This window comes from Lysinibacillus sp. EB271-A1-10B, assembly GCF_058791335.1.
The window spans coordinates 29,224-48,890 of the sequence record NZ_JBYTDL010000001.1; the positions used below are offsets into that span (position 1 = coordinate 29,224).

The 19,667-nt window shown below is 37.3% G+C and carries 23 protein-coding genes; 9 read left to right on the top strand and 14 right to left on the bottom strand.

Going from position 1 to position 19,667, the window contains the following annotated elements; genetic code table 11:
* Positions 1-10 precede the first annotated feature (10 nt).
* The 3 genes from xerD to AC3WSK_RS00160 form a co-directional block, all read right to left on the bottom strand.
* Positions 11-913, bottom strand: coding sequence for a site-specific tyrosine recombinase XerD (gene xerD, locus AC3WSK_RS00150; RefSeq protein ID WP_079560699.1), 903 nt, complete (start codon positions 911-913; stop codon positions 11-13).
* 113 nt (positions 914-1,026) lie between these two features.
* On the bottom strand, positions 1,027-2,607 hold the full coding sequence (locus AC3WSK_RS00155) for a zinc ribbon domain-containing protein (protein WP_079560696.1): 1,581 nt from the start codon (positions 2,605-2,607) through the stop codon (positions 1,027-1,029).
* Positions 2,607-3,029 carry a zinc ribbon domain-containing protein gene (locus AC3WSK_RS00160; RefSeq protein WP_079560694.1) on the bottom strand — a complete coding sequence of 141 codons (423 nt, stop codon included), beginning with the start codon at positions 3,027-3,029 and terminating at the stop codon, positions 2,607-2,609. The genes AC3WSK_RS00155 and AC3WSK_RS00160 overlap by 1 nt, the downstream gene beginning before the upstream one ends.
* 138 nt (positions 3,030-3,167) lie before the next feature.
* Between AC3WSK_RS00160 and AC3WSK_RS00165 the strand changes: the two genes are divergently transcribed.
* Positions 3,168-4,631: a TcaA 3rd/4th domain-containing protein gene (locus AC3WSK_RS00165; protein ID WP_492411352.1), complete on the top strand. Its 1,464-nt coding sequence runs from the start codon at positions 3,168-3,170 to the stop codon at positions 4,629-4,631.
* Between the two features lie 43 nt (positions 4,632-4,674).
* Here AC3WSK_RS00165 and fur read toward each other — a convergent pair whose 3' ends face one another.
* The 3 genes from fur to AC3WSK_RS00180 form a co-directional block, all read right to left on the bottom strand.
* The gene (gene fur / locus AC3WSK_RS00170; RefSeq protein ID WP_079560689.1) at positions 4,675-5,139 is read right to left on the bottom strand and encodes a ferric iron uptake transcriptional regulator; all 465 of its coding nucleotides are present in this window, start codon (positions 5,137-5,139) and stop codon (positions 4,675-4,677) included.
* Between the two features lie 301 nt (positions 5,140-5,440).
* Complete coding sequence (locus AC3WSK_RS00175; RefSeq protein ID WP_079560687.1) at positions 5,441-5,953, bottom strand: hypothetical protein; 513 nt, start codon at positions 5,951-5,953, stop codon at positions 5,441-5,443.
* Between the two features lie 73 nt (positions 5,954-6,026).
* Complete coding sequence (locus AC3WSK_RS00180; RefSeq protein ID WP_079560686.1) at positions 6,027-6,563, bottom strand: NUDIX domain-containing protein; 537 nt, start codon at positions 6,561-6,563, stop codon at positions 6,027-6,029.
* Between the two features lie 76 nt (positions 6,564-6,639).
* Here AC3WSK_RS00180 and AC3WSK_RS00185 point away from each other — a divergent pair, with 76 nt between their 5' ends.
* Both AC3WSK_RS00185 and AC3WSK_RS00190 read left to right on the top strand, forming a co-directional pair.
* Positions 6,640-7,539 carry an aldo/keto reductase gene (locus tag AC3WSK_RS00185; RefSeq protein ID WP_079560685.1) on the top strand — a complete coding sequence of 300 codons (900 nt, stop codon included), beginning with the start codon at positions 6,640-6,642 and terminating at the stop codon, positions 7,537-7,539.
* Positions 7,536-8,006 carry a VanZ family protein gene (locus AC3WSK_RS00190; RefSeq protein WP_079560683.1) on the top strand — a complete coding sequence of 157 codons (471 nt, stop codon included), beginning with the start codon at positions 7,536-7,538 and terminating at the stop codon, positions 8,004-8,006. Before AC3WSK_RS00185 ends, AC3WSK_RS00190 begins: the two co-directional genes overlap by 4 nt.
* 29 nt (positions 8,007-8,035) lie before the next feature.
* Here the strand turns inward: AC3WSK_RS00190 and AC3WSK_RS00195 are convergent, their stop codons facing one another.
* From AC3WSK_RS00195 to AC3WSK_RS00205, 3 genes are all read right to left on the bottom strand, one after another.
* Complete coding sequence (locus AC3WSK_RS00195) at positions 8,036-8,536, bottom strand: GNAT family N-acetyltransferase (protein WP_079560681.1); 501 nt, start codon at positions 8,534-8,536, stop codon at positions 8,036-8,038.
* Positions 8,537-8,843: 307 nt separating this feature from the next.
* Positions 8,844-9,110 carry a YqkE family protein gene (locus AC3WSK_RS00200; protein WP_079560678.1) on the bottom strand — a complete coding sequence of 89 codons (267 nt, stop codon included), beginning with the start codon at positions 9,108-9,110 and terminating at the stop codon, positions 8,844-8,846.
* Between the two features lie 22 nt (positions 9,111-9,132).
* Positions 9,133-10,317, bottom strand: coding sequence for an acetyl-CoA C-acetyltransferase (locus AC3WSK_RS00205; RefSeq protein ID WP_079560676.1), 1,185 nt, complete (start codon positions 10,315-10,317; stop codon positions 9,133-9,135).
* 256 nt (positions 10,318-10,573) lie between these two features.
* Between AC3WSK_RS00205 and AC3WSK_RS00210 the strand changes: the two genes are divergently transcribed.
* Complete coding sequence (locus tag AC3WSK_RS00210) at positions 10,574-11,545, top strand: alpha/beta hydrolase (RefSeq protein ID WP_427482715.1); 972 nt, start codon at positions 10,574-10,576, stop codon at positions 11,543-11,545.
* A gap of 56 nt (positions 11,546-11,601) precedes the next feature.
* On the opposite strand, the gene AC3WSK_RS00215 is transcribed toward AC3WSK_RS00210, so the two are convergent.
* The 3 genes from AC3WSK_RS00215 to sirA all read right to left on the bottom strand — a co-directional run bounded on the left by AC3WSK_RS00215 (position 11,602) and on the right by sirA (position 13,000).
* Positions 11,602-12,105: an S-ribosylhomocysteine lyase gene (locus AC3WSK_RS00215; protein ID WP_094075077.1), complete on the bottom strand. Its 504-nt coding sequence runs from the start codon at positions 12,103-12,105 to the stop codon at positions 11,602-11,604.
* A gap of 147 nt (positions 12,106-12,252) precedes the next feature.
* Entirely contained in the window at positions 12,253-12,471 is a 219-nt protein-coding gene (locus AC3WSK_RS00220) for a YneF family protein (RefSeq protein WP_049668607.1), read from the bottom strand.
* 103 nt (positions 12,472-12,574) lie between these two features.
* Positions 12,575-13,000: a sporulation inhibitor of replication protein SirA gene (sirA, locus tag AC3WSK_RS00225; RefSeq protein WP_053483154.1), complete on the bottom strand. Its 426-nt coding sequence runs from the start codon at positions 12,998-13,000 to the stop codon at positions 12,575-12,577.
* A 275-nt stretch (positions 13,001-13,275) separates the two neighbouring features.
* Between sirA and AC3WSK_RS00230 the strand changes: the two genes are divergently transcribed.
* From AC3WSK_RS00230 to AC3WSK_RS00250, 5 genes are all read left to right on the top strand, one after another.
* A complete protein-coding gene (locus AC3WSK_RS00230) occupies positions 13,276-13,629 on the top strand; it encodes a lmo0954 family membrane protein (protein WP_079560668.1) in 354 nt (117 codons plus the stop codon).
* 15 nt (positions 13,630-13,644) lie between these two features.
* Positions 13,645-14,283: a PspA/IM30 family protein gene (locus AC3WSK_RS00235; RefSeq protein WP_079560666.1), complete on the top strand. Its 639-nt coding sequence runs from the start codon at positions 13,645-13,647 to the stop codon at positions 14,281-14,283.
* 103 nt (positions 14,284-14,386) lie between these two features.
* Complete coding sequence (liaF, locus tag AC3WSK_RS00240; RefSeq protein ID WP_492411359.1) at positions 14,387-15,079, top strand: cell wall-active antibiotics response protein LiaF; 693 nt, start codon at positions 14,387-14,389, stop codon at positions 15,077-15,079.
* Complete coding sequence (locus tag AC3WSK_RS00245) at positions 15,076-16,113, top strand: sensor histidine kinase (RefSeq protein WP_492411361.1); 1,038 nt, start codon at positions 15,076-15,078, stop codon at positions 16,111-16,113. The genes liaF and AC3WSK_RS00245 overlap by 4 nt, the downstream gene beginning before the upstream one ends.
* Positions 16,088-16,720: a response regulator transcription factor gene (locus tag AC3WSK_RS00250; RefSeq protein WP_079560658.1), complete on the top strand. Its 633-nt coding sequence runs from the start codon at positions 16,088-16,090 to the stop codon at positions 16,718-16,720. The genes AC3WSK_RS00245 and AC3WSK_RS00250 overlap by 26 nt, the downstream gene beginning before the upstream one ends.
* 380 nt (positions 16,721-17,100) lie before the next feature.
* Here AC3WSK_RS00250 and tkt read toward each other — a convergent pair whose 3' ends face one another.
* Positions 17,101-19,095 carry a transketolase gene (gene tkt / locus AC3WSK_RS00255; protein ID WP_492411363.1) on the bottom strand — a complete coding sequence of 665 codons (1,995 nt, stop codon included), beginning with the start codon at positions 19,093-19,095 and terminating at the stop codon, positions 17,101-17,103.
* Positions 19,096-19,393: 298 nt separating this feature from the next.
* Positions 19,394-19,627, bottom strand: coding sequence for a DUF896 domain-containing protein (locus AC3WSK_RS00260; RefSeq protein WP_079560654.1), 234 nt, complete (start codon positions 19,625-19,627; stop codon positions 19,394-19,396).
* Positions 19,628-19,667: the final 40 nt, after the last annotated feature.

Sequence of the window (19,667 nt, forward strand, 5' to 3'; positions counted from 1 at the left end):
CCTACTAATTTTAAGCACGTGGATGAAATTGCTTATAAACCTCTGATAGTCGGGATTTACTAATATGTGTATAAATTTGTGTTGTGGAAATATCCGCATGCCCAAGCATCTCCTGTACTGCACGTAAATCCGCACCGTTTTCCACTAAATGTGTTGCGAAGGAATGGCGTAATGTATGTGGCGTTAGTTCATGTTGGATGCCTGCTTTTAAAGCGTGCTCCTTCATTAATTTCCAACAACCTTGCCTTGTTAAACGTTTTCCTCTTTGATTAATAAAAAAAGCATCCGTTTTTGGGTACTTTCCTTGTAATTGACTCCGTGCGCCATCTAAATAAGTACTTAATGCAGAAAGCGCGCTTTTTCCAAGGGGAATGATGCGCTCCTTGCCTCCCTTACCAAAAACACGCACAAAGCCCATCGTTAGGTGAATATCAGTTAAATCCAATGCAATTAGCTCACTAATTCGCATCCCTGACCCATATAATAGTTCTAGCATTGCCACATCCCGAATGCCCTGTGGCTTGCTGCGATTTGGTGACGCTAATATAGCTTCAATTTCTTCAATCGAGAGGACATTTGGTAGCTTTTGCTCAATGATTGGCATTTCTAAATGAACTGTCGGATCTGTTTCAGCTCGCTTTTCTCGAAGTAAAAATTGGTGGAAACTACGAATAGAGGAAATATGGCGGGCAACAGTACGACTTGTCTTTCCTTGCATTCGCAACTGCTCTAAATGACGCAAAATGGTCGTCCTTTCCACTTTACGAAAATCAGACATCCCTTCCGTTTCCCGCAAAAAATTCACGTAATTTTCTAAGTCTCGGCGATAGGATGCTAATGTATTATCAGATAATTGTCGCTCTACTTGGATAAAATGGATATAATCCTCTATTGCATATTGAAATTCATTCATCATAGCGCCCCCTTAACATTCTACTATCTTCCATATTAACATGTTCAATAAACCAAATGCTTGCTCTACAAAAAAAACCTCCCTTCACGCATCGTGTAAGAGAGGTAGTCTATTTATTTTTTTAATTGATACTGTCGCAAATAACCACCTGCGGCAAAACTTGCTGAAGAGACGATCAAAACAAGTAAAGCTGTCAAAATGATTTCAAATGAAAATGAAAACTGGATGTAACCATCGGAAGCTGCAAAATCGAGCTGGATATTCACAAAATAAATAATCATTAACTGTAACGCTGTGAACATACCTGCAAAAATTAAACATTCTTTCCAATTCATACGATGGACAATATATAATATATAGCCAGCTGCACTAATCAATACGATCGTAATTAGTACTAAAATAAATGATGGCAATAACGAATATTTTTCCCCTTCAAATAAACTATTATAAAAATAAGACTGATATACTTCAGATTTTTCATTATCAAAAAGGCTGTAAGTGATGTTCTCTGAAAAACCATCTAGTGATGTATTCATATGCAGCTTTGAAAAGAACGTACATATCCAATTCCAAGTTCCCATATAAATACTGCTAAAAATCGAAACAGTTTCTGATTCTAAAACCTTTTTATCCAAACTAAAATAAATGTTTGAGAAATTAATAAGCAACCCAATAAATGTAATGGCTACAGAAAACATAGCATACTGCACATATTTTACTTGATAGCTCAATTTTTCAAAAATAGATTTATTAAAATAAGTTAAAATTGCAGCAAACCCAAATATTACAATTGATAAAATAGTCGCTGAGAAAATCATATCCAAAGCTGAATAATCCATTGACGCCTCAATCATAAATAGCCCTTTAGTTTCTACTTGACCAAGCTTTGTACTGAACTTTGATATGAAAGAGACAACTAACATCACAATAACATACACAATTGTTGAATAAACAATCCCTTGATATAAAGACCAATTTTTTTTACGTGCAAGAATACCGTAAATAACACCACCTATTGCTAAAGCAATAAAAGGAATGAGCATTAGCCCAAATAACACATTGTCCATAGATATATGTATAGAATTATTAGTAAAACCTGCGTCTAAAACAACATTCCATTCTGCTTTAACATTATGAACCACTGTCACTAAGCTTGGAAGTGAGAGTATTTTAGGTATACTTAGTTTGATACCAGACTCCTTATATATCTTATCCTCTAGCTCTGAAGGGTCACTCATAATTGCTTTAACGATTGCTGATTGTTCATGATCTAAATCAGCCGTTACTACATCTAGAAAGCTATTTTTCGCAATGAATGTAAACATAAATATTAACAAAATGGACACAACAATAGGAACAAAAAATAATGGGTTATTTTTAAAGAAATTCACTTTTTCCTTTGATGCATTCTTTAATTCTTGACCTTTTATATTCCCCATGTTTGGTACATTCACATTTTTTAACGTTTCGCTTATTACCTTATTGAATGTCGTTTTTTGCTCAACTCTTTTAATAGTTATCTCACCACATTGACTACAAAACGAGCCTGATTCTTCGTTTTTTGTGCCACAAGATAAGCAAAAATCATTCGTTGCATATGTATGTTTAAATGGCTCTTTCTCAATAACCCCATTTGTTTTAGGGCAATATGTAAAATAATTGGGATGTTGCTCGTGACAATGCCTACAAGTCATTATAGTGCCCCCTGTTTCATTCCACAGCATGGACAAAATAGAGCAGATTCATGTATTTCTTCAGAACAGCTTTGGCATGATTTATACACAGTATTTGGATCAATATAAGTAGGATTCAATGTACCACAATTCCCGCAGAATTTTGCATTCTCGCCAAGTTGTTGCATGCATTTTGAACACTGTTGTGATGCCGCGTTTATATTTGTTATCTGCTTACCATATCGGTAGATTAAGCGATCCTGCGACGCAATCCCCAAAGAAATTTCTGACAATTCATCATGATTGAGTTTTTGATTTAATAATTGTAAATGAACCAATTCTCCTAATTTAACAATCAGTTCCATTCGCTTATCTTTCGCCAATCTCAAGCCATTTTTTAAATCCTTCAACTCCATTGTACTTATATCTTTCATTTCAATCATATATACACTTCCTTCACTATTTCTGTTGTTATCATCCCTAATAGTATCCATTTTTTATTATTTTTTCAATAAGTTATTCTTTATTCTTCCATTTTACATGGTATATTTATATTATATTTACAAAAAAGGAGTTTTATAATGCGCGAATGTCAGAGTTGTGGAAAACAAGTAATATCGAACGAGAAATTTTGTTTAGAATGCGGTACTAAACTCTCACCTACTCGTTCTGAAGAATCAGAAATTATAGCAAACATCCCTAAACAACAAAGCTATTTCTCTGAAACATCCCACAAAAAAGAACCTATGAGCACAACAAAAAAGGTTATCATTAGTAGTATTTTTGCTATACTAGCATTGCTAATCGGTGGGCATTTTATTATTAAAAGCCAGATAGACCCTAAAAAACAGCTAGCTGATTTGAACAATTATTTTTCTGATGAAAATTATGAAAAATTCGCCCAATCATTCCGATTTCCTGAAGATACAATCATTGATAATAAGGCATTTTATAACTATATGAAGGATCAAAATTGGACAAAAAATATTAATCCTGTGTTAGAGGAAAATTTGAATGAATATATGGAAAAAGGATATACCGAACCTGTAACAAATAAGGATGATTCGAAACTAATTACGATAAAAGAAAACAATTTCTTAATATTCTACAAAAAATATACATTTGATATTCAACCAATCGAATTAAGTGTACATACTATTAGTCCTGTTAAACTTGACACAAAATTTAAATTAGGGGAATTGGTATCTACTGATTTATCTAATGAAACAGAAAAAATTGGTAAGTTCGCCCCTGGAATTTACAATTATAGTTTAGCGTTAAAAGATGAATATTTTCAAAATGAAATTAAAGATCAGCTAATAATTTCTAATAATGAAGAGAACAAAAAGATGCTTTCAATAGATCTTGCAGATTATCAGGTACATCTTACATCTGATATTGAAGATGCAATTGTATTTATCAACGGAAAAAGTACGGGAAAAAAAGCACAAGATGTTAAGCTTTTCACTGCAAAACTAGATGATTCTGTTAAAGTACATGCTGTTAAAAAAGGACAAGATGGTCAAGAAGAGAAATCCGAAATAATAACATTAAATAATCCGCAACATCATCTTCAATTTGGCTCTATACAGACTAAACAAAGAGCTGAAGCCGAAAAAAAAGCAAATCAACAAGCATTGGATACTTTCCTTTCTGAATATGAAGACGTGGCTCGCTCCCTCTTCTATGATTTTCGTAATAACTACAAGTACGCTTTAGATAATGCTGATTTTAGTTATGTTCAGGATTATTTTTTAGAGGGTACACAAATACGAAGAGATTACAGTAAATTCGTAACGGATCATATCACATTTGATTACTATTCCTATGATTTTAAGTCTAATATGATTGACAAGGTATATGCTACGGATCCATCCACAATCATTCTTGATTCGACGGAAATTTTTGATTTTTACCTAACAGAAGATGGTACTTGGTCATACCAGCGCGAAAAACGTTACACAATGAAACTATCAAATAATAGATTACTGATTACAGACATCCAAGACCGTTCAAAAGTTATTAAAACTAAAATTTCAGATTAAAAAAACGTCCCAAAAAGTCATAAAACTTTTTGGGACGTCTTTTTTACTTTTCTTCTGATACTTCGTCGTTTTTATCATGACAGCGCCAGCAAATGCCGTGGAAAGTTAATCGATGGTCCTTTATAATAAAATTCCAACGTCTTTCAACAACGGCTTCCACATCTTCAAGTAAATCTTCCTGAATTTCATCAACCGCACCACATTCGATACAAACAAGATGATGGTGGAAATGCGCAGCTCCCTCTTGGCGTAAATCATAGCGTGAAACGCCATCGCCAAAGTTGATTTTGTCGACAATTTTGAGCTCAGTTAGTAATTCTAACGTTCTATAGACAGTCGCTAGACCAATTTCTGGTGCTTTTTCTTTTACTAAAAGGTAAACATCTTCTGCACTTAGATGGTCTTCCTCGTGCTCAAGCAGTACAGCAACTGTTGCTTCTCGCTGCGGCGTCAGCTTATAACTAGCACTATGCAACTGTTTTTTTATACGATCTATTCGGCTCTCCATGTGACGCCCCCCTAAACTCTTCCCATTATACCAAAGGAATAAATCCTATTACAAGGTAGTGAGTAGATTTCGAATTTGCTTTTGTATGTTTTTACCTGACAATCAATTATGCCTCGGCATAATTGCGTCCGGAGGCTTTAAGCCAACGTGATGTTGGTCACTCAGTCGTCACCACAGAACGTGGCGTTTTTAGACTGAGTTCCTTTATTTCAGCGAATGTCTTTTGTACCGAAAGCGTAGCGACAGGTACAGATTTTAGGACACCAGCTGAAAGAAGTTAAATTCCCGTGAATTGTATCTATTATTTAATCACATAAGAAATAACAATAAACTCAGCCACTATTATGATGAAAAATGCGAAAAAATTCAACAAAATTGTCCGACCATGTATCATTTTTCCGATTTTTCTTTTTGACCAAGCTGGTACAAGTAAATTACATAGGACTAGCAACAATATACAATAGATGAGCTGAAATGGAAACCACCAAATCGTATAAACCCAGAAAGCTTCAAGTTTTTGTAATAAAAAAACCGAGCTAAAGCCAAAAAAGGTTGCTCGTATCGCCACTGTAACACGTACTAAAACCTTCAGGAGACTATGTGTTGCAAGCAATAATATAAGAGCGATTGAAACAGCAACAGGTAACACTAAACGAAATAGAGAATGCCTGTCCCCATTTATTAAACGAGGCTCTATAAATGAAATAAAAGGCTCCGCATTCGGCCCACCAATAATATGAAATAAGATAACGCCACAAACGAAACTCACCGCAATAATAGATGCGTGATAAAATATAGACACCGTACGAGACATAAACATGCTCCTTTTCTATCAAGGTTTGTACAGCTTATGCTCGTCCGCTTCTATTATGCAAAAGATTATTATCTTATTGTGCTGCAAGCCAAAGTACTGCAAACGCTGTCTTAGCATCGTATATACGCTCATCTGCAACCATTTGCCTCGCCTCTTCCAACGAAACTTCTACTAATTCGACAAATTCATCCTCATCTAGATCTGCTTTGTTTTCAATTGTATATAAATCTTTTGCTACAAATAGATGGATGATCTCATCTGCGAAGCCCGGGGATGTTGCAAACGCTTGTAAATACGTTAAGCTTTGTGCACCGTAACCTGTTTCTTCCTCCAGTTCACGTCGCGCCGTCACAATCGGCTCCTCACCAGGTTCAAGCTTACCAGCTGGAATTTCAACAATTGAACGTTCTAAAGCTTTGCGATATTGCTCCACTAATACTAACTTTCCTTCATCGGTAACAGCAATAACTGCCACCGCACCAGGATGTTTAATAATCTCCCTTTTTGCAACATTACCATTCGGTAAAGTGACATCGTCAACTTGAAATTTCACAATTTTCCCGTCATAAATGGATGTAGTCTTTGTCGTTTTTTCTTCAAACTTTTTCATTGACTATAACCTCGCTTGTTCTTCAGATATGTTCATTGTACCATTACAAGTAGAGAAATCGAAGGAGGGCATTAGTATGAAAAGAAGACAGCTTGGCTCAAGTGAATTGTTTATTTCAGAGATTAGTTTAGGGGGCATGTCTCTTTCGACAGATAAGATAAAGGCTTCTAAAATCGTCGATATGGCATTAGATGCAGGCATTAATTACATCGATACAGCCGATTTATATGATTTTGGGGCAAATGAAGAAATGATCGGCGCTATTTTAGGAAAGCGTCGTCAAGATGTACTAGTCGCGACGAAAGTGGGTAATCGATGGACAGAAGGTGTAGAAGGTTGGCATTGGGATGCATCTCCGTCCTATATAAAGGAGGCTTTACACGCTAGCTTAAAACGTCTAGGTACTGACTATATTGATGTTTACCAGTTACATGGCGGTACTATAGAGGACGATTGGGATGGAATTATCGACACTTTTGAAGATTTGAAAAAGGATGGATTAATTCGAGAATATGGTATTTCCTCTATTCGACCAAATGTACTAAAGCGTTTTTTACCAGCAAGCTCTGCAAAAAGTGTCATGATGCAATATAGTGCTTTAGATCGTCGTCCAGAGGAATGGCTCGACTTTATCGCAAAAGAAGGGGCTTCCGTTGTAACGCGTGGGACTGTTGCAAAGGGGTTACTAACGAATAGTTGGAAAGAACGTTTACAGCGTGTCAATGGCTTTAACACTTACACAGCGGACGAATTAACTGCAACATTAACAGGTTTAGCTTCACATTATGACGATTTACATGCACTAGCAATCGCTTCTAATCTAAAGGAATCTACTATCGCCTCAACAGTAATCGGTGCAAGCTCACAAGAACAGCTGGCGCAAACACTAGCTGCCTATGAAAAAATTGATTCGATAACAGATTTTAAAGCTATCAAAGAGCTAACGAAAGCCGAACAATATATGGATCACCGATGAAAAAATGGCTTATCTTAATCGTATTTTTAGTAGTACTTGCGATTTCCTCTAGTATGACCTATGAACAACAGTCTATTATTCCTGAATTAGAGCAGATATTAGCAAATAAGCCGTTTGAAAAGCAATTATCTGTTTTAAAAATTCCTTATTGGGATACAGTTGTTTCCGTTGAAGAGCGTGGTTACTTTAAGTTTGTAGAATTTTTAATTCGGAAATTCACGCATTTTGCTGGATTCGGCTGCATCGCACTTGGCATTTACTTTGCATGGGGAAAGCGTCGATTTGCCGCAGGAATCGCTATTGCCGGGACAGCTATTATTGCAACGCTTGATGAGCTACGTCAAAGCTTCACACCCGGACGCACGATGAGCGGACAGGATGTTATTTTGGATACCGCTGGAGCAGTTGTATTTGTTGGGATTGTCGTGTTGATGAGGAAGATATTTAATAGACAAAGGGCGCGTTAAAAGCACCCTTTGCCTTTTAATTGATATTATTAGAATCTCCAGAAATATAGTTTTTCAGATTCTGAATATAACGTTGCACCTGCTTTTTGTAATACTTTATGGGAGGCAATATTATTTTTATCAGTGTCAGCAATCACATACTTAACATGAGATTGACTAAGTAACCAATCTTTCATCACCCTAACAGTTTCCGTCATGTATCCCTTTCCCTGATACTGTGGAAATGTATAATATCCGATTACGACTTCACCTTGCTCATTCGGTAGACCTTTTAACATAATGCCACCAACGATACAGTTTTTTTCTTTCGATACGATTACCCAATTCGTGTACCAAATATAATTTTCTTCATCTTCTAATACTTTTGATAGTCTAAACTTCAAAGCTTGTCTTAATTCTTCATCAAGAAAAACTTCATTACTACTCACTGACAACTCTATTTCCAATGTCTTTTCTTCATTAATTAGTAAATCTAAATACTTTGCGTTCAATGGGATTACTCTTAATTTTTTCGTGCTTAATTCAATCATTTTTTCTCTCCTATCTTAGATTTATCTAAAACTATTAAGAGATATATGTATTGGCAGCGTCTCCCGTTTTTTATTTTTTAAATAATTTTTGAACTAATCACCATATAGTGGGTTGATTTCAACCTTTGGTGATTATTTCTAATTTTATCAATAAATCAATAATATAGTAATAATAATTTATCTCTAAAATTGAGCAAGGAGGATAATTATTCCGATAAAAACATAAATAATTCCGATAAATCTTCGAATCTTTCCGATAAAACATAAAAACAGTGAATCCGCATGCATTTGGATTCACTGTTTCTCTTTAGAATTTCGAGCCTTTATCGCCGTATTCGTTTAGTAGTTCTTCAAACGATTTGTTTTTTTCGCGTTGCTTGCGCTCAAAGGCTAGCTTTGCTTGGCGCTCTTCTTCAGCGGCTTGTTCTTTCACTGTTAAATCTTGCTTTGCAGCTTTTAATTTGGCTAGTACGTCACCGCCTAGTTGATCGGCTAATGTCACTGCCTCCTGCTTTGGTAGACTAGCTGTTACGCTACTATCCACGCGTTGCTGCTGTTTTCGTTTTTTCCCCATTACTTTCACCTTCTTATTCACTTCAAGGGCGCTTGACAATTGTTGCTACGCCTTGCCCACCGCCGATACATAGTGTTGCCAGACCTGTTTTAACATCACGCTTTTCCATCTCATGTAAAAGCGTTACTAAAATACGTGCTCCACTTGCACCAATTGGATGACCAAGGGCAATTGCTCCCCCGTTCACATTTAGTTTATCATGATTAAAGCCTAGTTCGCGATCTACAGCAATCGATTGAGCTGCAAAAGCTTCATTCGCTTCAATTAAATCTATATTATCTAATGTCACATCAGCCTTTGCTAATGCTTTCTTTACTGCCGTTACTGGACCTGTTCCCATAATAGCTGGGTCAACACCTGCGCTTGCATTTGCTGTAATTAGTGCCATTGGTCGAATGCCTAGCTCTTCCGCTTTTTCTTTCGACATGACAACGACTGCCGCTGCGCCATCGTTAATGCCTGATGCATTTGCAGCTGTCACAGAACCATCCTTCTTAAAGGCAGGACGTAGTTTAGATAGAGACTCAGCTGTAACGCCTTGACGCGGGAATTCATCCTTATCAAAAACAATAGGATCACCCTTGCGCTGAGGAATTTCAACCGCTATGATTTCATCGCTAAACTTTCCTGCTGTAATTGCCGCTTCTGCACGCTGTTGTGAACGTGCTGCAAAGGCGTCTTGTTCCTCACGAGAAATCTCATAGACATCACATAAATTTTCAGCTGTAACGCCCATATGGTAGTCATTAAAGGCACACCATAATCCGTCATGAATCATCGTATCGACTACTTTTTGATCCCCCATGCGGAAGCCTTCTCGTGCATTTTTTAATACATACGGTGCTTGGCTCATATTTTCAAAGCCACCTGCAACGACAATATCCGCATCCCCTGCTAAAATGGCTTGCGTCGCTAAGTGAACAGCTTTTAGTCCTGAGCCACAAACTTTATTAATCGTTAATGCAGATACTTCATGTGGTAAACCTGCTGCAATTGCTGCTTGACGAGCTGGATTTTGTCCAAGCCCAGCTGATAAGACATTCCCCATAATGACCTCGTCAACTTTTTCACCTGCTACACCAGCACGTGCTAATGCTTCTTTAATAACTATGCTCCCTAATTTTGTCGCTGGTACATCCTTTAATGTTCCTTGGAATGAACCAATAGCTGTACGTACTGCACTTACTATTACTACCTCATTTGTCATAAACATTCTCCCCTTTTCCCCGTTCAAAAATGAACACTGCATGCATATGCTACTAGCAGATATATCTATTTTAACAAATATTTTGACGATTTTCGATAATAGAAATAATCGCAGTTTTGCCAAAGATATTGTAAAATGTTGACGTGTTTTAAACAATCTCAGTTGGGAACATTACAATTAAGCAAAGTGCATACATACGTAAGATGTCATTTGTATGCCTAGACAACAAAAGAAACAGGACGTGGAGGTGTTAATAATGAAAAAGAAAATGCTTTTATTTTCAGGTATAACGACGACGCTTGCCGCAGCAGCAACAGGTCTGTTTGGCTTCGCGCTCTCCAATAAATTAATGTTCATTAAGCAAAAGGATCCTGAATTTGTTCGTGAACGGGAAACGACTGCAAAACGTTTTGACGAAGCTTGGTACAATAAAAATTTAAAATGTGAATTAAATATTGACTCTCCAAATGGATATACGATTCGCGGTATTATGTTTCAACCTTTGGAAACAAATAATACCATCATTATTTGCCATGGCGTAACGGAAAATAAAATTAACTCCGTCAAATACGCTCGACTTTTTGAACGACTTGGTTACAATTCCGTTATTTTTGACCATCGTAGGCATGGGGAAACTGGTGGGAAAACGACTAGCTACGGCTATTATGAAAAAAATGACCTTGACGCAGTTGTTAAAACTATCCAGGCGATGATTGGTGAAGACGCTCTTCTTGGTATTCATGGTGAATCGATGGGTGCCGCAACAATGCTCCTATATGCAGGAACTGTAGAGGACGGTGCAGATTTCTATATTTCTGATTGTGCGTTCTCTGATTTTTCAATGCTGTTAAAACAAATTGCGAAGACCGAATTTAAATACGGTTCGATTATTCCAATTCGTTTTGCCGATTTCTTCGTCCGCTTGCGAGACGGTTATTCCTTTAAAAGTGTGACTCCTTCTGAAGCTGTAACAAATATTAAAAAGCCAGTACTCTTTATCCATAGTATTCCTGATACATTTATCCCAGCTTCCATGTCACTGGATTTATACAATAAAAAAACTGGACCTAAGAAACTACAGCTATTTGATAATGGTGCTCATGCACAATCCTTTAATGAAAATATGGCTGAATATGAGGATTTAATCCATGATTTTTTAGAAAACTTCATCTACCAAAAAATTAATCGTGATTCTTCTTCGTCCAATGTCATTCCATTTCATTTTTGAAAGAAGCTACGAAAAAAGGCAGAAATGTTGATATAACAACTTTTCTGCCTTTCATTTTATTCTGCAAAAACGATATGCCATTCATCACGTTTTGCTAAAAATTCTTTAGCTAACGCTTGCGCACCCTCTAGACTATGGCTAGCGGCCCATCCGCATTGCACTTCATTGCACGCTGGGACTGCAGTGGCCTTAGTTACATCTGTAAATGTTTTTTCTAAAATATTCAATAAGTCTTCGTAATCATTGTGATTGATTAGTGATACATAAAAGCCCGTTTGGCATCCCATTGGACTGAAATCAACAATGTGGTCAGAGTAATTGCGGATAATGTCTGCCGATAAATGCTCTAAGGAATGTAATGCAGGCATTTGCATATGCTCTTTATTAGGCTGTTTAAAACGAATATCATATTTGTACACTTCATCACCATTTTTTCCTGTTTTAACACCTGCTAAACGTACATATGGCGCTTTTACTTTCGTATGGTCTAAATCAAAGCTTTCAACATTTGTTTTTTCTTTCTGCAATGCACACAACTCCTTTAAATAGAATATTTCCATTATAACGAGTTTTCCGATAGAATTATATGTTTTTTACAAATTATTTATATTATTCACAAAAATCGATTTAATCCGAAGATTTGTCTCTGAAATAATTAAAAAAGCAACTGGCCCAGGCTTGGACTAGTTGCTTTTTAAAAATTCCAATTATTTTTGGAATTTATTCATTTGTGACATCATTTGGCGTACTTGCTTTTCAGACGGCGTACGACCCATCTGCGCCATCATCATACGAATCATTTGTTCGTTAATCGGTGGGTTTTCTTTTAAATATTTCATCATAGCTTGACGAGCTAAAAAGAACCCAAGTGCCGCGCCCGCTGCTAATGCGATAATTACAATAATAATCCAGCCCCATGTAGGCATACAACCAACCTCCTCCACTACAATATATACCGAGAAAAAAAACTCTCCACGCTCCATTATACACCAAATATTAGCGTGTTACTATATATTGTAGTGAAATTTCCTAATGCATTGTATACTTCATTGGCTTTAGCCACCCACACTCATTATCTTGTTTATTAAATGCAATAAAGCGTTCGCTCATCTTTGCAAGCATTTGGAATAGATCCAAATCAAGCATCCGTGAACCCTCACAATAGACACAAATTTTGCGTTCCACTAAATAAATAGCCATTTTTCCTTTTATAGGATGTTCTAAAAATAATGCATTACGAGCTCTCTCTAAATGTGCATACTTGGAATCTAGTTGCGCCTCTAGCATCGTAGCTATCTCATCAAAGCGAACGGTTTCACATATATATGCAAGTTCTTTTAAGGATTTCTCGTTAGCGTCTTCACAGCCTTGCATCATCTCTAACAACTTACGCTCTCTGCCAAAAATAAACGTTAAATGCTCTTCTTTTATTTTATATATGGAATAGGTTCTCACTAGAAATCCTCCTTCGCTCATTTCTTTTTTATAAGTATAGCTCATCCAAACTCTTTAATTTGTCAAAAGAAGGAGGCATTCATCTTCTATTTTTGTCGAAAACTTTCTACTTTCAGTTCTATTAATTACATTATGGCTAATTGCATTTTCGCTTTTTTTTATAGTACTTAGAATACTCTCAGCCTCAAGACCTAGAGTAAAATCAATTTCCAGTCCGTTTTAGCAAAGCGCGCTAATAGGTAATATAAAGGTATCAACGAAAGGAGCTAAAACATATGAGAAAATTTTTTCTACTAATAGGAGGCTTTATCGCAGGATGTGTTGCACTTGCTTTAACTGGACCGCTTGCAGGGCTACTATTTTCAGGATTGTTTGTAGCACTCGGTATGCACTTCTACACTGCGAGTAAATCGACATTCGGCAAAATCTTATGGGTTACAGTAGGTCTGATAGGTGTTCTATCAGCAATATCTAATATCCCAGCAATGATTGGTTTAGGAGCAATCGCTGTCATCTACGTTATCTATAAAAAATGGAACAACGAAGATGTAAAAATCCCAACAATTGAAGCTAAAGAAGAAGATCCGTTTACAAACTTTGAAAAAGAATGGTCTAACTTAACAAAATAAAAGGAGCGAATTTACATGAACTTATTTCAACGTTTTAAATATACAATAGAGGCAGACTTGCATCATTTATTTGATAAGAAAGAACAAAAAAATCCAATTGCAATGTTAAACCAATACATTCGTGAAGCAGAAAAACAAACAGAGCAAACTGGAAAATTATTAGAGCGTCAAGGTCAATTAAAGGAAAAACTAGAGCAGGAATTTAAGCAAAATGCAGATTTACTAGCTAAACGTGAAGCTCAACTTCAATTAGCGAATACTAGCGGTGAGCAAGATCTAATCGATTTTGCTACTGATGAAGTAGCTGCATACACAGCACGTAACAATATATTACAAACTAGTATTGAAGCAAGCACACGTGAATACTTCGAGCTTGAACGCAAATTTGAAACGATGAAACACAAAATTAAAGATATGAAAGTACGTCAATTACAGCTTATGGGCAAAGAAAACGTCACACGCGCTCATCATCAAATGGACGGTATGATTGCTAAAAACAATAAAACCAACTTTGAAGATTTAGAATCATATATCGATAAACTTGCTTACCAAATCGACAAAGATCATGAAGTAACATCTTTCGAAACTCGTCTTGCACAGCTTGAAAAAAATGTCGCAGAAGATAACGCACCACTGCTAATTGAAAATAAATAACATGTTATAATAAAAAGAAATGCGCCGTATTTAGAGGCGCATTCTTTCACGTTTTGAAATAGAGGGACCCATTCCCTCTCTTATACTCTTAGTAGAAAGAAGGGTGACCCTCTTGCAAAATTTCACAACTAATAAGCTCACTTTTTGGGTACTATGCTTCTTTTTACTCGTTTTTGTCGAGCTCACAATTTTTAATAATGGTGGCGCCTTTTGTCTATTGATTGGAGTAGGGCTTCTTTATTTAAGTTTCTCGAAAAAAAATCGTTTCTTTAAATGGACAGGAATTTTCTTTATCTCGATCGCACTCTTTACGATGTGGAGTTTACGCTTATTTATCGTCATTATTCTTTTATATATGCTCTATCAATACTTGCAAAGAGAAAACACGGCCAAAGTTATTGGTGCGGAGCTTTTCGAAAAGCTTCCCGCTACAAAAAGTGAATTATTCGGTACATTCCCTGCACCAGTAGAAGCTTATAAATGGCAAGATGTCCAAATACAACGACTTGCAGGCGACATTACGATTGACACAACACAAACAATTTTACCTACCGGCACAAGTATTATTACGATTCGACAAGGCATTGGTAAGGTACAAATTTATATCCCATATGAAATACCATTCCGCTTACACTATACAACATTGTTTGGTGAATTAAAGTGCCTACATGTTGGTCCACAACGTATACTCAATGAAAGTGTAAGTTTCTCAGATGGAAACCCTGAGGATGCAAAGCGTACCCTTGTTATACATGTTGCAACATGGCTTGGGGACTTGGAGGTGCTACGTAAATGATTGCTTTTATCTCAAGGATATTTACCCTACTTTTTATATTGATGAGTGCTGCATTCGGTCTCCTTGTCGTTGTTTGGGGCGAGCCAAACGAGAAAACATGGGAGCCCTTATGGCAACAGAATTACAATAATATTCCACTCGGTGGTTTTATTGTCGTCATTCTTTTTGCACTTAGTTTACTGATTGCCAGCTGGATTAGTATGACTGCCCGTGCTAGAGAAGCTCAGGCGACCCGTATCGTGAAACAGTTAGTTGAACCTGATTTTGTTTTACCTAAAAAACAACCTTTACCAAAACCCTTGAAGAAAGCTTTAGTTCAAACAAGTGAGTTAATTGATACGCAACGAAAAAGCTTGCAGCGCTTATCCAATGAACGTGCAGAAGCTAATGATAAAATTATTCAAGAGCGAATTATTGCTGAGCGTCAACGTCTTGCTCGCGAGCTCCATGATTCAGTATCACAGCAATTATTCGCAGCTTCGATGTTACTTTCCGCCTTAACCGAAACCGATAAAAATGCTACGAGCTTAAAGCAGGTCGAAAAAATTGTGCAACAGGCACAGCTTGAAATGCGTGCATTATTATTACACTTACGCCCTGTTGCTCTGCATAATAAAACGCTGGCACAAGGTCTAGAGGAACTTATAATTGAGCTGCAGCAAAAAGTATTTTTTCATATTGAATATGAACTTGAGGAAATGGCGTTATCCAAAGCGGAAGAGGATCATTTATTCCGCATTGCACAGGAAGCGTTATCGAATACGCTACGGCATGCCAAAGCAAGTGAAGTTGAATTATTGCTCGTTGCCCGCGATGATTTAGCAATTTTACGTATTCAGGACAATGGCCTCGGCTTTGATGTCGAAGCCGATAAATCTACTTCTTATGGTCTACAAAACATCGCTGAACGCGCTGTGGAGATAGGCTGTATGTACAAAATTGTGTCAGTACCTGGGGAAGGTACAATTGTAGAGGTGAAAATCCCTTTACAAAAGGAGGTTGAAGTAAATGATTCAAGTGTTAATAGTGGATGACCACGAAATGGTGCGTATCGGTGTATCTGCCTATTTGTCAGCACAACCAGATATCACTGTAGTAGGTGAAGCTGAAAATGGTAAAGAGGCAGTGGAACGCGCTCTCGCCTTGCGTCCAGATATTATTTTAATGGACAATGTGATGCCAGTCATGACAGGAGCTGAGGCGACAGCTGAAATTTTAGCAGCATGGCCAGAAGCAAAAATTATGATGGTGACAAGTTTTTTAGATGATGACAAAGTCTATCCTGCATTAGAGGCTGGTGCAGTCAGCTATATTTTAAAAACGTCAAATGCGAAACAAATCGCCGAAGCCATTCGTAAAACGATGGGTGGCGAAACTGTTTTAGAGCCAGAAGTAACATCAAAAATGATGCATCGCATGCGCCATGGCTCTAGTACCCCACTGTATGAGCAACTTACCGACCGTGAAATGGAAGTATTATTGCTTATGGCAAAGGGCAAAGCGAATCAGGAAATCGCCAATGAACTATTCATTGCATTAAAAACTGTAAAAACACATGTCAGCAATATTTTAGCGAAACTCGATGTTCAAGATCGCACGCAAGCAGTTGTCTACGCTTTTCAAAACGGGCTTGCAAAGTGAGTTTTTCCAAAAAAATACGAAACTGCATTCTATCTATGCCGTTTCGTATTTTTTAAATATGCCTCGATAATTACGTCCGAAGGTTTTAGGCCAACAAATGTTTTTTGTGTGAAAGCGAAGCGACAGCAACAGCACGATGTTGGGCAACTTTTTGCAAGCCTCTCAATCATTGCACAGATGTCAGCTTCTTTGATTTAGTGGGACTATTGTTGATGGGCTAACATTGGAGGAAGTTCCAAAGCCTTTTACTACTTTGTTGCCATACTTCTAATTCATTGTGCAACTATTTGATTTCTTTAATGAAATCTTCTAAACGCGAAAAAATACCGCAACACTCAGTGGAGATTTAACCCTTACTGAGTATTGCGGTATTTATTAAATTATAGAGCTTTAACCTTCGCTACAACATTTTCTACTGTGAATCCGTATTTTTCCATTACTAATTCACCTGGTGCAGAAGCGCCGAACTTGTCAATTGCAAGAACGTCTCCTTCAAAACCAGTGTATTTATGCCAGCCGAATGATGCGCCCATTTCGATTGCTAAACGTTTTGTCACAGCTTTTGGAAGAACAGATTCTTTGTAAGCTGCGTCTTGTTTTTCGAAGCGATCCATAGATGGCATTGAAACAACTGCCACATCCATGCCTTCAGCTTTTAGTGCTTTTTGTGCTTCAACTGCAAGTGAAACCTCAGAGCCAGTTGCAATTAAAATGGCATCTGCCACTTCTTTTGTAGCAGGAGATACTGTATAAGCACCTTTTGTAACACCTTCACGTACTGTATCAATAGATGCATCAAGAACAGGTAAGTTTTGACGAGATAATACTAAAACAGTTGGTGTTTTTTCAGATGCTACCGCTAGCTCCCATGCAACTGCTGATTCATTTGCATCAGCTGGACGAACAACAGATAAATTAGGCATTGCACGTAAAGATGCAAGGTGTTCGATTGGTTCGTGCGTTGGACCATCTTCCCCTACAGCAATTGAGTCATGTGTAAATACATAAGTAACAGGAAGACCCATTAATGCAGAAAGACGTACAGCTGGACGAACATAATCAGAGAATACGAAGAATGTACCACCGAATACGTTTAGACCACCGTGAAGTGCCATACCGTTCATAGCAGCACCCATTGCAAATTCACGTACACCGAACCAAATATTACGGCCAGCATAATCATCTGCAGAGAAATCTCCAGCGTCTTTCATCGTAGTTTTGTTTGACCCAGCAAGGTCAGCTGAACCACCGAAGAATGATGGTGTTTTCTTCGCAATTGCATTGATTGCATCTCCAGAAGAAGAACGAGTTGCTACTGATTTACCTGCTTCATAAACTGGTAATTCTGAAGCGAAATCTTCCGGTAATTGACCATTCATTGCGTTTTCAAACTGCGCCGCTAATTCTGGGAACTCTTGCTTATATGCTTCAAACTTAGCATTCCAAGCTTCTTCAGGTTGTGCTCCTTGAACTTCAGCAGCTGCTGCGAATGTATCATAGGCTTCAGCAGGAATTTGGAATGGCTCGTGAGCCCATTCATAAGCCGCTTTTGTTAAAACTACCTCATCTTGACCAAGTGGTGCACCGTGAGAAGCAGCTTTACCTGATTTGTTTGGTGAACCAAAACCGATAACTGTTTTCACTTCGATAAGTGTTGGCATGCCAGTTGATTTTTTAGCTTCTTCGATAGCTGCGTTAATTGCTTCAACATCTGTACCCTCAGCAACTTTTAAATAGTTCCAGCCATAAGACTCAAAACGCTTTTGGACATTTTCTGAGAATGATTTTTCTAAATCACCATCTAAAGAAATATCGTTTGAATCGTATAATACGATTAACTTTTCAAGCTTTAAGTGACCTGCTAAAGAGATAGCTTCAGCTGCTACACCTTCCATTAAATCGCCATCGCCACAAAGTGCAAATGTATAGTGATCAACGATGTCATGTCCAGGTTTATTGTAAGTAGCTGCTAAATGGCGTTCAGCCATTGCCATACCAACTGTCATAGCAATACCTTGACCTAGAGGACCTGTTGTTGCCTCTACCCCTATAGTATGACCATATTCAGGATGTCCTGGAGTTAATGAATCCCATTGACGGAAGTTTTGAATTTCTTCCATTGGTAAACCGTAGCCCCCAAGGTGAAGTAGGCTGTATAGAAGCATAGAGCCATGACCTGCAGAAAGTACAAAACGATCGCGGTTATACCATTTTGGATTAGCCGGATTATGGCGAAGTTGTTTTGTCCAAAGCGTATAAGCCATTGGCGCTGCCCCCATCGGTAAACCTGGGTGACCTGAGTTTGCTTTTTCAATTGCATCGATTGACAATGTTCGGATAGCATTAATCGCTAGTTGATCCGCATGTTGAGTCATTATTTTGTGACATCCTTTCTCGTCCTATATATTGTTCTTATACAGTTTAGTCAACATTGCTTCAGAAAACAATGCTTTTGTTATACTATTAACGTTTTGTTACATACTTTATCTTTATTCAGTAGAAATATTTATTTTAAATATACTATTTTCACAGCAGTTAAACCGTATAAGACTAACTGAATAAAGATAATGCCTCCGGCGGATATCACGGATTTTGAAAGGAATTAATTGTGCTAGCACAATTCAAAATCCAGACGCAATTACGCCGAGGCGTAATTGATTTAAATGTGACACATTAATTTAGAAATTTATTTTTTTTCGCTTGTTTAACTTTTTCTGGTGTTACATCATTTCCTTCAGCATCTACCACTTTTACGTTTTCAATTGTATCACGCATTGTTGCTCTAAATGTATCTAGATATTCCTTACGAAGCGCTGTTCGTTCTTTAGCTTCTGCCTCTGTTAAAGTACCATTTTTAGACTTAGCAGAAAGTTCATTGATTCGGTTAATTTTTTCTTTTGATAACATAATTACACACCTTTCAATACATATCTTAATGAATATGGTA